Origin of the sequence: Streptomyces vietnamensis (assembly GCF_000830005.1) — a bacterium.
Taxonomy (GTDB): domain Bacteria; phylum Actinomycetota; class Actinomycetes; order Streptomycetales; family Streptomycetaceae; genus Streptomyces; species Streptomyces vietnamensis.
Genome location: NZ_CP010407.1, coordinates 8149754 through 8164574 on the forward strand (window position 1 = coordinate 8149754; position 14821 = coordinate 8164574).

Here is a 14821-nt window from a genome sequence, read left to right on the forward strand (position 1 = left end):
CGAAAGGACCCCTCCGTTGCCGAAGGACCGCCGACCTCCCGCGGACCGCCTCTGGTACCGCACCCCCGCCACCCGCTTCCTCGAAGCCCTGCCCCTCGGCAACGGGCGTCTCGGCGCACTGCTGTACGGGGCGGGGGAGCGGGGGCGTACGGGAGAGACCGCGCACCTCAACGCCGACACCCTCTGGTCCGGCGGCCCCGGCCCCCGCGACCGCGCCGGTGCGGCCGACCACCTGCCGGCGCTCCGGGCCGCCGTCCTCGCCGACCGCGACCACGCCGCCGCCGAGGCGCTCGCCGAACGGATGCAGGGCCCGTACTCCCAGGCGTACCAGCCGCTCGCCACCCTCCGCCTGACCTGCGGAGACGACGAACCGGTCGAGGACTACCTCCGCGAACTCGACCTGGACACCGCCGTCCACCGGGTCGCGTACCGTACGGGCGGCGCCGAACTCCTCCGCGAGTCCTTCGTCTCGGCACCGGCCGGCGTGCTCGTCACCCGCATCACCGCGGACCGAGGCGGATGCGTGGACCTCACCGCGCGCCTCGACACCCCCCACCCCGACGCCCGCCACTCCGACGACGGAGACCGGTCCGTCGTGTCGGGTCGGGCACCCGCGTACTTCTCCTTCGGCGAGGCCGACCCCGCGCGCTACGCCACCGACGAGGGCATGGGCTTCGCGGCCGGACTCCGCGTGATCACCACGGGCGGCCGGGTCGCATCGACCGACGGCGAGGTGAGGGTCGACGGGGCGGACGAGGTGCTCCTCCTGGTGGCGGCCGAGACCGGCTACCGCGGGCCCACCACATCACCGGCAGGCCCCGACGAGGGACCCGTCGCCGAGGTGTGCCGCCTCCTGGACGCCGCCGCCGGCCTCCCGTACGAGAAGCTGCTCGCCGCACACGTCGCCGACCACCAGCGGCTCTACCGCCGAGCCGCGCTGCACCTGAGCACGGCGGCGCCCGAACTCCCCACCGACGAAAGGCTCATGGCGGACCAGGACGACCCGGGGCTCGCGGCCCTCCTCTTCGCGTACGGCCGCTACCTCCTGATCGCCTCCTCGCGCCCCGGCACCCAGCCCGCCAACCTGCAGGGCATCTGGAACACCGAGGTCGCCCCGCCGTGGAACGCGAACTGGACGACCAACATCAACCTGCAGATGAACTACTGGCACGCCGAGACGACCGGCCTCGCCGACTGCCACGAACCGCTCCTCGACCTGATCGCCGACCTCGCCGAACCCGGCGCGCACACGGCGGCCACCTATTACGGGGCCCGCGGCTGGACCGTCCACCACAACCTCGACCTGTGGCGGGGCACCCATCCGGTGTCGGGTTCGCCGTCGTGGGCGAACTGGCCCATGGCGGGCGCGTGGCTCTGCGCGCACCTGTGGGAGCGTCACCTCTTCGACGGGGACCGCGCGTTCCTGGCGGAGCGGGCGTACCCGCTGATGCGGGGCGCGGCCGAGTTCCTGCTCGACCTCCTGACCGAGGACGGCGAGGGAACCCTCGTGACCTGCCCGTCCACCTCGCCCGAACACCACTTCCGCCTCCCCGACGGCAGCCTGGCCGCCGTGTCGGCCGGTGCCACCATGGACCACTGGCTCGCCGCGGAACTCCTCGCCCACACCGCCGAGGCGGCCCGCCTCCTGGCCGTGGACCACGACTTCGCGGACACGCTCGACGCGGTACGGGCCCGCCTGCGCCCACCCCGCACCGACGAGCGGGGACGCCTGCTCGAATGGTGGGAGGACCTCCCGGAGGAGGATCCCGGCCACCGGCACCTGTCCCACCTCTACGGCCTCTACCCGGGCGCCGCCGTCGACCCGCTCACCGCCCCCGCCCTCGTCGAACCGGCACGGCGGGCCCTCTCCCGCCGCCTGGAGCACGGCAGCGGCAGCACCGGCTGGAGCCGCGCCTGGGCGGCCGCGCTCGCCGCCCGCCTGGGAGACGCGGAACTCGCCCACGAGAGCGTGCGGACCCTCCTCGCGGAGTACACCGCCCCCAACCTCTTCGGCCTGCACCCGCCGGACCTCTTCCAGATCGACGGGAACTTCGGGATCACCGCCGCGATCACCGAGATGCTGCTGCAGAGCCACAACGGCCTCCTCCGCCTGCTGCCCGCCCTCCCGGAGGCCTGGCCGACGGGCTCGGCGACGGGACTGCGCGCCCGGGGCGGCACGGTCGTCGACCTCCACTGGGCCGGGGGAGTGCTGACGGAGGCCCTCCTGGACGTGACCCGAAGCGGCACCCTCACGATCCGGCTCCCGGCCGGCACCCCGTCGGACCTCACGGTCACGGACACCACCGGCACCCCGGTCGACGTCGACGTCGACCGGGGTGGCTCCGATCCGCGCCTCCGATTCGAGGGCCGCGAGGGGACGGCGTACCGGCTGTCCGTCACCCGCTGACGCCGGAGGGCCTACGTGGGCGTTCCGTAGAGGATCACCTCGGCGATACCCGCGACGGTCTGCGCGCCCCCGCCGCTGACCTGGGTGACGACGAAACGGACCTGCCGGACGTTCGCCGCGGTGAACACCTCGGGGAGGATGTACTGGCCCGCCCGCGTCAGTCCGGAGTAAGCAGTGTTCCAGGTCGCCCCGTCGGGGGAGGTCTGGAGGTCGTACGTGTACCAGCTGCTGTCCTTGCCCCAGTGGACGCGGACCCCGGCTAGGTCGTGCGGGTCGGTCAGCTCCACGGTCAGCGTCTGGGGGACGGTCGGGCCGGAAGCGCTCCAGCCGGTGCCGAAGGTGATGTCCCCGTCGAAGGCCTTCTCCGCTTCGAAGCCGGTGGCCTGGCTGGACGCGGTGACGGTCCTGATCCGGTCACGGGCGATCTTCGGGCCGGGGTCGGCCGGGGGGACGCCGCCACTGCCCCCGGGCGGTACGGCGCGGAACTCGCGGAGGGACGGCCACCAGTCGCCGGCGGACAGGATGTCCACGCGCACGTGGCGCGTGGTGACCTGCACCGGGTGGGTGACGGCGGCGACCATGGCGGTGTTGTCCGCCGCGTCGACCGCGGTGGTCCAGGTGGTGGCGTCGTCGGAGACGAGGACGCGGTAGCGGTAGGCGGTCCGGTCGGTCTCCCACATGATCTGGAACTGTTCGATCTCGGCCGGCGCCCCGAGGTCGACCTGCCACCAGGCGGGGTCGGGGCCGTTGCCGACCCACTTGGTGCCGCCTTCGTCGTCCACGGCGTTCGCGGGCCCGTTTCCGTACTCCGAGGTGGAGGCGGTCGCCGGCTTGAACAGGGCCAGGTTCTGGGCGCCCTGGCCCTCGAGGGTGGAGATGTCCCGCCACGCGGGATGGGTGCCGTCGGTGACGTGGGTACCGGTGTAGGGCGCGGTCTGCACTGTGTACCGACCGCTTCCCAGACCGTCCGCGGTCGCGGTGAGGGTGACGGGACCGCCGGTCGTGCCGGTGGCGATCAGGGCGTAGCCGATGCCGCCCTGGACCTTCTGCGTCTGGGCCGAGAGCCGAGGGATGCCGTGGCCCACCAGGGAGCCGGCTCCGGTCACGTCGAGCGTGACGACGGCCGAGGAGTCGGGGACCGGGGTGCCGTCGGCGTCGACGACCTTGACGAAGACGGGGATCAGGTCCGAGCCGTCGGCGACGGGCCGGATGCGGTCGAGCCGCTCCACATACTCGCGCAGGACGCCCGCCTCCTGGGCCGACAGGGCGCGGCCGCGCGCCTTGCCGATGCGGTCGACGAGGGCCGGTCCGCCCGTCTTCGTCGCGAGGAGTTCCCGGGCCGCCTTCTTCCCCGCCTCGGAGCTGTCCCCGAGCGACGCCGCCACCAGCGAGGTCAGCACGCCCCAGCCGCCGGCGTCGTCGGCGACGAGTTCCAGGTGGTGGGCGGCACCGGGGGTCCTGACGACGTGGGTCGCGGCGAGCGTGCCGCCCAGGTAACCCTCGGCCCGGAGTTCCCCGGCGGCGAACGCGGGCAGGGTGAAGGTGTAGTACGGGCTGCCGCCCTTGGCCGCGATGTGCGGCGCGGTCGCCGCGTTCTGGGCGCGGGTCTTCTCCCCGACGAGCGTGCCGTTCTGGTAGAGGCGGACGCTGTCCGTGTTGCTGAAGACCATGACGTCCAGGCTGGAAGAGGCCGTGTGGGCGCTCGCGACGAAGACCATCGGGCCGCCGTGGTTCGGATTGCCTGCCGGCTGCATGGACGTGAGCCAGTGGTAGCAGTACTTGGGGTAGCGGTCGATGTCGACGGCGCCGGACTTCTGGTAGGGGTCGTTGGTGCCGTAGTCCTCGAAGACCCACAGGAAGTACCCGCCGATCCGGGGGTTGGCGTCCAGGCCGCCCCAGTCCCAGTAGCCGGTGCCTTCCAGGTAGCGCTGGCGGGTGACGACCTGGCCGACGAGTGCGGCCTCGCCCTCGTCCCGGTCGCACCGGGACGGGTTCTCCCAGTCGCCCCACTCGCGGGTGAGGAACGGGACGGACGGCGCGGGATCCGAGCCGTCGGTGTTGACGACCTTGTAGTTGACCCCGTACTCGCCGCCCCAGGTGCCGTAGTCGGCCGAGGTGAACATCTGGTCGCCGGGCATCTCCGCGTGGGCGACGGTGTTGGCCTCCTTCGCCCACCACTGCGGGTAGTGGGTCTCGTTGAGGGAGGTCTCCCACAGGATCACGGACGGCCGGTTGCGGTCACGCCGGATCATCGTGGCGATGTCGCGGTAGGTACGGCTCACGAAGGTCTGGTCGCCGTTCCAGTACTGCCAGCCCGGCTGGCAGGCCACCACGAGGAGGCCCAGCTCGTCGCAGGCGTCGAGGAAGGCCGGGTCGTGCGGGTAGTGCGCCGCCCGTACGGCGTTGAACCCGCCGAGCTTGAGCCGCAGCGCCTCGCGGTACTTCATCGACGGTGGCGCCGCGTCGCCCACGTAGGCGTAGTTCTGATGGACGTTGGCGCCGCGGAGGTAGATCCGGGTTTCGTTGAGGTAGAAGCCGTCGGCCCGGTAGTCGATCCGCCGTATGCCGGTGCGGGTGGTCACGGTGTCGACCAGCCGGCCGTCGACGAAGACCTGGCTGACCAGGCTGTACAGGGTGGGGGAGTCGGGGTGCCACAGTTTCGGCCGGGTCACGCTCAGCGTCTGCGCGTAGGTGGTGCTGCCGCCTCCCGGGATGGAGACGGTGTCCGTGGCCTGGGCGACCGCCGTGCCCTGCGCGTCGTAGAGGACGGTGGTGAGCCTGGTCCGGGCAGCCGTGCCCGTCCGGTTCACCACGTGGGTCCTGACCTTGGCCGTCGCCCGCGTCGGGGTCGCCTTCGGATAGGTCACGAACACACCGCCCCCGGCGACCAGGTCCTCCTGGAGGGCGTCGGAGACGTGGACCTGTTCCGTGACGCGGAGCGTGACGCCCCGGTAGATGCCGCCGTACGTGAGGAACCCGAGCTCGTTCCGCGGCTTGCCGGGAGGGGTGAGCGGGTCGTCGAGGTTCGACACGCGGACCGCGAGGACGTTGTCGCGGTCGAAGAGGACCTTGTCGGTGAGGTCGACGACGAAGCCCATGGTCCCGCCGAAGTGCTCGGCGAGCTTCTCGCCGTTCAGATAGACGGCGCAGTCGGTCTGGACCCCGTCGAAGACCACGGTGTGCCGTCGCCCCCGGTCCTGCGGGTCGACCCGGAAGTACCGTCGGTACCAGCCGATTCCGGCGTACACGTCGTACGCGGAGGGCCGCTTCTTCTCCAGCCGCATCGTGTGCGGGAGCGAGACCGCGGCCCACTCCGAGTCGTCGAACCCGGGCTGCTGGGCTCCGGCGTCGTCGTCGCGCCAGAACGCCCAGCCCGCGTTGAGGTTCAGCACACGGCGTCCGCCCGTGGCCGTGGCCGGCGCGGGCAGCGCCGGGCCGGCCGGCGTCGCGGCGGCCTGCCCGGCGGGCACCAGGGCGGCCCCCACACCGGCCAGGCCCGCGGCGAGCACGCCTCGCCGCCTCATCCCACTGGTGTTTCCGATCACGTTCCTGCGCTCCTCTGTTGATGTGCTGTCGTCCGATGACGAAGGGCGGGGCAGGTCCGATGTCGGGCCTGCCCCGCCCCGGGGCTTACGGCGAGCGGTCAGGAGACCTTGACCAGCCGCCACTGCTGGTTCGTGCCGCCGGTGGTGATGTACTGGTCGACGGAGGCGCCGCTGGAGGTCGAAGCCCCGCGTACGTCGAGCGCGTAGCCGTTGGCGCGCGACTCGATGGTGTACGTGCCGTCGTTCGCCGGGGCGATCACCCACTGCTGCTCGGGGCCGCCGGTGGCGGTCCAGAGGCCCAGCTGGGTGCCGGGCCAGGTGGTCGCCTGGGGGGCCGTCAGGGGCTTGAGGCTCGCGGCGCCGGTGACCGTGTAGTAGCCGTCGCTGTTGCGCGCGAGGCTCCACTGCTGGTTGGCGCCGCCGTTGTCGGGCCACTGGATGGCGGGCGTGCCGTCGGTCGTCTGGCCGCCCGAGGCGTCCAGGAGCTGGCCGCTGTTGGCGTTGACGATCTTGTACGTGCCGGAGAGCGCGGGCGTGGTGCCCGGGGTGACGCTGAAGTTCGCGTACTGGACCGGGTGGTAGCCGGCGGTGCCCAGGCCGACCTGTCCGCCGCCGAAGCTGCCGTCCGTGACCGTGGCCTGCGTCTGGCCGTCGATGGCGACCGTGATCGCGTCGCCCTGGAAGGTCAGGGCGAGGTTGTGCCAGGTCCCGGTGCCGGGTGCGGGCACGGTTCCCTCGGCGAGCGGCGCCGCCGTGGTGTCCCAGCCGCCCCACGGGCGGCCGGACTTCAGGAGCTTCCACGTACCGGTGTCGCTCAGGCGCAGGTGGTAGGCGTTCAGGCCGTTGTTGTTCTTGTCCTGGGTGCCGATCCGGCCGAGGAGCTCGGCGGCGCTGCCGCCCTGCTCCAGGAGCACGTCCGCGCTGACGGTGTAGTCGCCCCAGCTCTGCTCACCCATGATCGTGTACGGCTGGTTGGACGTCTCGTCGGTCCACTGGATGGGCGACACGGGCGACATCTGGCGCAGGCAGGAGCCGGTGCGGCCGCCGGCGCAGGGCACCGCCTCGAAGGCGCCGTTCATCGTGGAGAAGTACCTGGCTTCCTGGCCCTTGCCGTAGCCGGCGAAGGAGTCCGAGTACGGGAGCGGGAGCTGCGACCGCTGCGGCGGTGTCGTGACGGCCGCGCCCTGACCGGTGGTGGTGGTCACCGTGTAGACGCGACCGGGCTCCAGGGCGAGGGTGTACGTGCCCGCGTTCGCCTTCAGGTCCGGGCCCCGCTCCATTCGCGGAGTGGCGCCGCCCTTCTGCGAGAGGTCGGTGGACCACACGTGCAGGGTGCCGCCGGGGAGACCGCCGGTGGCCTTCAGGGTGACCGTCTGCGGAGCGGTGGCGTCCATCGTCTCGAAGACGGTGCTCCAGGCGGACTTGTCGGGCGCGCGGTAAGTGACGTAGCTGCCCTCGGTGCCGTTGCGTGCCCCCAGGTAGCCGGTCGCGCCGTCCACGTACTTCCAGCCGGGAGAGGTGAACTGTGTCGTCTGGGCGATGGACCAGGTGGTGCGGCCCACGCTGTAGTTCCCGGACCAGGGCTGGTCGGCGGTGATCAGCCCGGCGTCGTGGAAGCCGAGGTTCTGGTAGAGCGAGGCGACGAGCGGCCAGTTGATGTAGGCCGTCATCTTCGCGTCGATGTAACCGCGGTTGATGGCGCGGGCGACGGGGGCGGCGCCGACCTCGGCACCTTCCGAGCCGTTCTCGCTGGCCCAGATCGGCTTCCCGAGGTTCTGGGCGTCGGCGTCGGAGGAGCAGTGGGTCATCGCCGACATGTAGCCGCAGTTGTAGTGGGAGCCGGCGACGTCCACCGCGTCGTACAGGGCGGGGTCGTTCTTCATGGCGGTGGCGATCGGCCAGCCCCACGACTCGCCGCCGAGGATCTTGGTGGAGGCGTAACCCCTGGTCAGGAGCGCCGACTTGAGGGACTTGTACCAGGCGGCGTCGAAGTCGCGCTCGTTCCAGCCGCCCATGTAGTCGACGGTGATCCCGTGCTGCTTGGCGCAGCCGAGCCAGGTGGTCAGGTAGTCGATCATGTCCTGGGAGTAGAAGGTGTGGTCGCCGATCCAGCCCGGCGCGCCCCAGGACAGGGCGGCGATCTTGAGGTTGGGGTTGCGGGCCTTCGCCTGCTCCATCAGCCACCACTCGTAGCCCGCGTTGCAGTCGACGACGCCCCGGCTGTGCTCGATGCTGGCCTCGGCGCCGTCGGTGGAGTTGGTGTCGCCGCCGACCTCGACCTTCAGGATCTGCAGGCTCGCCCCGTAGCCGGGCTTGAAGAGGTAGTCGAGGATCTCGCCCTGCTGGGCGGCCGGATAGTCGCGCAGCAGACGGGTGTTGCCGCCGCCGCCGCTGATGGCCCCGATGCCGTCGAAGGTCCGTCCGGCGCTGGTGCCGTCGACGGTGATCGTCGGTTTGGGGGCGGCGGCGCGCGCCTGGGCGGATGCCTGGCCGTTCATGGCCGCGACGGTCAGGAGTGCGGCGGCGACGGTGGCCGCGCGTCTGACGAGTCGGCTGTTCGTGCGGAGAGTTGTGCGCAAGGTGCGGTCCCTTCTGGGCTCGGTGCTGTTGCGCGGGCGTGCGGCTCCGGCCGCGATGACACCGCGATGACAGTGGCGCGGGAGCTGCGTTCGAGGAGCGGTCGCGAGGATCGGGCTCGGTGTGAAGAGGGGGCTCCGTACGGCGGTCGGCGCCGTTGGGTGGACGGAGCCGTGGGCCCACGACGGATCGGATGGATTCTCACCACTCGGCTTCCCCCTGTCCAGAGGATGGACAACAAAATCGCACACTCAATGCTTGATGCTGCTCGATAACTCCATTTTGCAAGCGCTTACTTGCAGAACGACCGGTAAAACTCTTGACGTTCGCGCAAACACAGCGTTTTCTGCGAAGCGTAGCGCGTGAAGTAGCGCTGGATTTTGTTCAGTTGTGTTGGCCTCGTGATCCTCGATGCTCGGGAGCTCCTATGTCTGCGATCCGCAACCGTTCCACCGCTCTGGCCGCGACCGGCCTCGTGGCCGCCCTCGCCCTGACCGCGTGCTCGACCGGTCAGACGTCCTCCGGTTCCGGCGGCGGGGACACCAAGCCGGTACAGGGCAAGATCGCTCTGACGTACCTTCAGAAGCAGGGTGACCAGGAGTACTTCATCGGCGAGGCCGCCGGGGCGAAGGAGAAGGCCGCGCAGCTCGGCATCGACCTCCAGGTCGTCAACCTCGGCAACGACGCCAACAAGACGGTCAGCGAGGTGCAGGCGGCGATCGCGCGCAAGAGCAACGGCCTGATCGTCGTCGTGCCCGACCCCGCCGTCGGCCCCCAGGTCGCACAGACCGCCAAGGACGCCAAGGTCGCCCTGCTCACCTCCGACGACCAGATCTGCACCACCGGCCCCGACCCCGCCTCCTGCGCCCACGACGCCCTCGTGCCGCGCATCGGCTTCTCCGGCGCGCAGATGGGTGGCGAGGTCGGCAAGCGGGCCGCCGAGGAGTTCAAGAAGGCGGGCTGGAAGGCGGCCGAGACCCGGACCCTCTCCGCCTGGAAGCAGGACGTCACGGTCTGCGGCGACCGGGTCAAGGCCGCGAAGACCGCCTTCGCCGCCGGTGCGGGCGCGGCCGTCGAGAACATCGACGTCGCCACCGACAACACCCCCACCGGCGCCCAGGACAAGGTCGCCGCCACCGTCACCGCCAACCCGGGCGTCAAGCACTGGGTGATCTGGGGCTGCAACGACGAGAACGTGCAGGGCGGCGTCACCGCCCTGCAGAACGCCGGCATCGACGCCAAGGACATCATCGGCGTCGGCCTCGGCGCCTACCTCGCCTGCAAGGACTGGAAGTCCGGCAAGCCCTCCGGCATGAAGGCCGCGCTGTTCATCAACGGCAAGGACGTCGGCGCGCTCGCCGTCCAGACCATGTACGACCGCCTGAAGAACGGCAAGGACTTCCCGGCCGAGGCCTTCGCCCCGACCAAGATGGTCGACGCCGCCACCTGGCAGGCGGCGGGCGTCGGCTGCGCCTGACGGCACCCGCCCGCACGGCCCGGCGCTCCCGGGCCCCTGCCCTCCGTACGCGCAGCACCGCGCGTCACTCCCGTACGCCCACGAGGTACCCACCGATGACCGCACTCAATGCCCCACCTGCCGGGCCCGGTTCACCACCCGCCGGAACCGGCCTCACCGCCGACGGTGTGTCGAAGAGCTTCGGCCCTGTCCGGGCCCTCCACGACGTCACCCTCACCTTCCCCCCGGGGCAGGTCACCGCCCTGATGGGCGAGAACGGAGCCGGGAAGTCGACCCTCCTGCGCATCCTGACCGGCGATCACCAGCCCACCGAAGGGCGTGTCCTGCTCGACGGGAAGCCCCTCAACCTCACCTCGCCCGTCGACGCCCGCCGCGCCGGCATCCGGATCATCCCGCAGGAACCCGAGATCATCCCGCACGTCTCCGTCGCCGAGAACGTGTACGCCGGCTCCCTGCCCCGCCGCGCCGGCCGGCGTCTCGACCGTGCCGAGCTGCGCCGCCGCATCACCGCCGATCTCGAACGGCTCGGCTTCGCCCGCGTCCTCGACCCCGAGCTGCCCGGCTCCCGGCTGACCGCCGCCCAGCGCCAGCTGGTGGAGATCCTGCGCGCGCTCACTGGGGACATCCCGCCCCGCGTGATCGCCTTCGACGAGCCCACCTCCTCGCTCTCCGAGCACGAGGCCGAGGCGCTGTTCGCCCTGATCGGGCGCCTGCGCGACGAGGGCATCGCCGTCGTCTATGTCTCCCACCGGATGAAGGAGATCTTCCGGCTCGCCGACCGGATCGCCGTCCTGCGCGACGGCGCCGTCGCCGGCGTGGTCGACGCGGGCGACACCACCGAGGACGCCATCGTCCGCATGATGGTCGGCCGCGACCTGTCGGACCTCTTCGTCCGCCAGGAGGTCGCCACCGACCGGGTCGTGCTCGACGTCCACGACCTGACCACCGACGACGTCCACGGGATCAGTCTCCAGGTCCGCGCGGGCGAGGTCGTGGCCCTCGCCGGCCTCATCGGCGCCGGACGCTCCGAACTCGCCCACGCCCTCGCCGGCGACGTCCCCGTGCGCTCCGGGACCATCACGCTGAACGGCGAAAGACTCACCCTGCGCAGCCCGCGCGACGCCATCGCCGCAGGCCTGGGCCTTGCCCCGGAGGAACGCAAGGCCCAGGCCCTCTTCCTGCACCGGAGCATCCGCGACAACACCGCCCTGGTGAGCTACGCCCGGCTGCGCCGGGGGCGCTTCGTCAGCCGGACCAGGGAACGCTCGCTCGCCCAGGAGTTCGCCGACCGGCTGCGGGTGCGCGCGCCCTCGATCGAGGCCGAGGTCCGCACCCTGTCCGGCGGCAACCAGCAGAAGGTCGTCCTCGCCCGCTGGCTGGCCCGCCGCCCCGAACTCCTCATCCTCGACGAGCCCACCCGTGGCGTCGACATCGGGGCCAAGGCCGAGATCTACCAGATCATCGCCGACCTCGCCCGCGACGGCGTCGCCATCCTGGTCATCTCCTCCGAACTCCCCGAGGTCCTCGGTCTCGCCGACCGCGTCGTCGTCATGCAGAACGGCCGCGTCACCGGCGAACTCCCGCGCGCCGAGGCCTCCGAGGCGGCGATCCTCGCCCTCGCCATGGCCGACGACCTCGCCACCACCGGCCTTGACACCCCGACAGCCACCGACTCCCGGACCGGAGCCCCACGATGAGCACCGCCACCACCCCGAGCGCCTCGCCCGCGCCTGCCCGTTCCAACACCGGGTCCGCGAGCCGACCCGGCGGTGCACGAGCCGTCCTCGCCTCCGTCGGCGGCCAGAACCTCAGCCTGATCGGCGCCCTCGTCCTCGTCGTCGTCCTGTTCACCTCGCTCAACGCCAACTTCCTGAGCTGGGACAACATGCGCGTCATCGGCGAGGCGGCCACCATCGCCGGCCTGCTCGCCGTCGTCCAGACCGTCGTCATCATCTGCGGCGGCCTGGACATCTCCGTCGGCTCACAGACCGGCCTCGCCTCCGTCATCAGCGCGATGGTCTTCACCTCCGCCGGATCCAGCGCCCCGCTCGGCATCGCCGCCGCCCTGCTCGTCGGCGCCGCCGTCGGCCTGGTCAACGGAGCGGTGATCATCTACGGCCGGGTCAACCCCACCATCGCCACGCTCGCCGGCCTCGCCGCCTACAAGGGCGTCGCCCAGCTCCTGTCCGACGGCCGCGCCCAGGGCTACGTGCTCGGCGACCCCGTCTTCGTCTTCCTCAGCCGCGGCAGCCTCGCCGGCATCCCGATCATGATCTGGATCCTGGCCCTCGTCGCGGCCGCCGTGCACGTCCTGCTCACCTACACCGACATCGGCCGCAACATCTACGCCCTCGGCGGCAACGACACCGCCGCCCGCCTCGCCGGCATCAACCTCAACAAGTACCTGCTCGCCGCCTACGCACTCACCGGCACCGTCGCCGCCCTCGCCGGCATCCTGCTCACCGCCCGCACCGGCTCCGGCCAGCCCGTCTCCGGCAGCGAGGGCCTGGAACTCCAGGCCATCACCGCCGCCGCCCTCGGCGGCTGCGCCCTCAAGGGCGGCAAGGGCACCATCGGCGGCACCCTCCTCGCCGTCGCCCTCCTCGGCACCCTCCAGAACGGCCTCACCATCCAGGGCATCAACACCTTCTGGCAGAACGTCGCCCAGGGCCTCCTCCTCGTGGCCGCCGTCGTCATCCAGCAGCGCCGCAACCGCGAACGCGCCGTCGGCCTGCCTGCCTGACAGCCGCACGTACCCGTCCCGTTCCTTCACCACGGAGGTCGAACCGTGCACACCGCACCACGCTCCCGCGCCCCGCGCAGACGGCTCGCCGTCGGACTCGCCGGCCTCCTTCTCGCAGGCGGGTCCTTCATGGCGCCTGCCTCCGCGGCCGACGCCCCGGCCCCCGCCACAGTCGACGACGGGCTCGCCCTCACGCCTCCGATGGGCTTCAACAACTGGAACTCCACCCACTGCCGGGCGGAGTTCGACGAGACCATGGTCAAGGGCATCGCCGACCTCTTCGTCGAGAAGGGCCTGAAGGCCGCGGGGTACCAGTACGTCAACCTCGACGACTGCTGGGCGCTGCCGGACCGCGACGCCGACGGCAAGCTCGTCCCCGACCCGGTCCGCTTCCCGAACGGCATCAAGGCCGTCGCCGACTACGTCCACTCCAAGGGCCTCAAGTTCGGCATCTACACCAGCGCCGGAACCCACACCTGCGACGGCCTCGGATTCCCGGGCGCGCTCGGCCACGAGTACAGCGACGCCCAGCAGTTCGCCGACTGGGGCGTCGACTACCTGAAGTACGACAACTGCAACAACCAGGGCGTCGACGCGAAGAAGCGCTACACCGACATGCGCGACGCACTGAGGGCGACGGGGCGGCCCATCGTCTACAGCATCTGCGAATGGGGCGTGAACAGGCCCTGGGAGTGGGCGTCCGACGTGGGCCACCTGTGGCGGACCACCTTCGACATCAACGACAGCTGGGGCAGCATGCTGTCGATCGCCAAGCAGAACCTGCCGCTCGACGCCTACGCCAAGCCCGGCAACTGGAACGACCCGGACATGCTCGAGGTCGGCAACGGCGGCATGACGGACACCGAGTACCGCAGCCACTTCTCCCTGTGGTCCATCATGGCGGCGCCCCTGATCATCGGCGCCGACCTCCGAACGGCGGACCGGGCGACGCTCGACATCCTCGGCAACCGCGAGGTCATCGCGGTCGACCAGGACCCGCTCGGCAAGCAGGGCAAGGTCATCAGCTCCGAGGGCGGCCGGTGGGTGATCGCCAAGCCGATGGCGGACGGCAGCCGCGCGATCGCCCTGTTCAACGAGACCGACCGGCCCCAGCGCATCGCGACCACCGCGAAGGCGGCGGGCCTGCCCGGGGCGCGCGCGTACACGGTGCGCGATCTGTGGCAGCACACGAGCCGCAACGTCGCCGACACGTTCTCGGCCACCGTCCCCGCCCACGGCACCGTGCTCGTCCGCCTCGCCGCCGACGCGGCCTGGGCGTCGTATCCGCCCGCGGTGGAACTGGGCCAGGTCGCCTCCCCGTTCCTCACCGCCGGTACGGAGTCCACCGTGACCACCACGGTGACCGACCTCGGTCGTACGGAGGCGCGCGACGTGTCGGTACGGCTCTCCGCCCCCGGCGGCTGGAGCGTCGAGCCGGCGTCCGGAACCACCGCGAAGTCCCTGCGGACCGGGGACCGGCTGAGCACCGACTGGCGCGTACGGCCCCCGGCCGGGACGCCGACCGGCTCGTACGACATGACGCTGACCGCGACGTACACCTCCCGAACCGGCGTCCGGGCGACCAGCACGCTTCCCCTGCGCGTCACCGTCGCGGTGCCGCCCCCGGGCGGGACGTCGTACCTGAGCGACGCCACCTGGCTGAGCGCCGCCAACGGCTGGGGGCCCGTCGAGAAGGACACCAGCGTCGGTGAGGCCGCCGCCGGGGACGGCAGGCCCCTCACCCTGGGCGGCGTCGTCCACGCCAAGGGCCTCGGGGTCCACGCGTACAGCGCGGTGGAGTACTACCTCGGCGGCCGCTGCACCTCGTTCTCGGCGCAGGTGGGCCTCGACGACGAGACGGGATCCAACGGGTCGGTGGCGTTCGAGGTCTGGGCGGACGGCCACAGGGCGGCGTCCACCGGTGTGCTGACGCACACGACGTCGCCGCAGTCGTTGACCGCCGACCTGGCGGGCGCCGAGACCGTGCGCCTCGTCGTCACCGACGCCGGGGACGGCGTGAGCTACGACCACGCGGACTGGGCCGACGCGACGGTCACCTGCTGACGTACCTC

General features: G+C 71.6%; 7 protein-coding genes. 5 read left to right on the forward strand and 2 right to left on the reverse strand.

The features are described from left to right. Positions 1–16: 16 nt before the first annotated feature. Positions 17–2407, forward strand: a complete 2391-nt coding sequence (locus tag SVTN_RS36305; RefSeq protein ID WP_052499509.1) for a glycoside hydrolase family 95 protein — start codon at positions 17–19, stop codon at positions 2405–2407. An 11-nt stretch (positions 2408–2418) separates the two neighbouring features. Here the strand turns inward: SVTN_RS36305 and SVTN_RS36310 are convergent, their stop codons facing one another. After that, complete coding sequence (locus SVTN_RS36310) at positions 2419–5952, reverse strand: discoidin domain-containing protein (protein ID WP_159026555.1); 3534 nt, start codon at positions 5950–5952, stop codon at positions 2419–2421. Between the two features lie 98 nt (positions 5953–6050). Further along, positions 6051–8531, reverse strand: coding sequence for an RICIN domain-containing protein (locus SVTN_RS36315; RefSeq protein ID WP_041132892.1), 2481 nt, complete (start codon positions 8529–8531; stop codon positions 6051–6053). A gap of 425 nt (positions 8532–8956) precedes the next feature. Between SVTN_RS36315 and SVTN_RS36320 the strand changes: the two genes are divergently transcribed. From SVTN_RS36320 to SVTN_RS36335, 4 genes are all read left to right on the forward strand, one after another. Continuing rightward, a complete protein-coding gene (locus SVTN_RS36320; protein WP_052499511.1) occupies positions 8957–10006 on the forward strand; it encodes a substrate-binding domain-containing protein in 1050 nt (349 codons plus the stop codon). Positions 10007–10101: 95 nt separating this feature from the next. Beyond that, entirely contained in the window at positions 10102–11703 is a 1602-nt protein-coding gene (locus tag SVTN_RS36325) for a sugar ABC transporter ATP-binding protein (RefSeq protein ID WP_041132893.1), read from the forward strand. Continuing rightward, positions 11700–12749 carry an ABC transporter permease gene (locus SVTN_RS36330; protein ID WP_041132894.1) on the forward strand — a complete coding sequence of 350 codons (1050 nt, stop codon included), beginning with the start codon at positions 11700–11702 and terminating at the stop codon, positions 12747–12749. Before SVTN_RS36325 ends, SVTN_RS36330 begins: the two co-directional genes overlap by 4 nt. Positions 12750–12878: 129 nt before the next feature. After that, a complete protein-coding gene (locus SVTN_RS36335; protein ID WP_041134625.1) occupies positions 12879–14813 on the forward strand; it encodes an NPCBM/NEW2 domain-containing protein in 1935 nt (644 codons plus the stop codon). Positions 14814–14821: the final 8 nt, after the last annotated feature.

Bases quoted from the DNA above. Each gene is read 5' to 3' on its own strand.
- SVTN_RS36320 (WP_052499511.1), top strand. From the start codon at position 8,957: ATGTCTGCGATCCGCAACCGTTCCACCGCTCTGGCCGCGACCGGCCTC.
- SVTN_RS36325 (WP_041132893.1), top strand. From the start codon at position 10,102: ATGACCGCACTCAATGCCCCACCTGCCGGGCCCGGTTCACCACCCGCC.
- SVTN_RS36330 (WP_041132894.1), top strand. From the start codon at position 11,700: ATGAGCACCGCCACCACCCCGAGCGCCTCGCCCGCGCCTGCCCGTTCC.
- SVTN_RS36335 (WP_041134625.1), top strand. From the start codon at position 12,879: ATGGCGCCTGCCTCCGCGGCCGACGCCCCGGCCCCCGCCACAGTCGAC.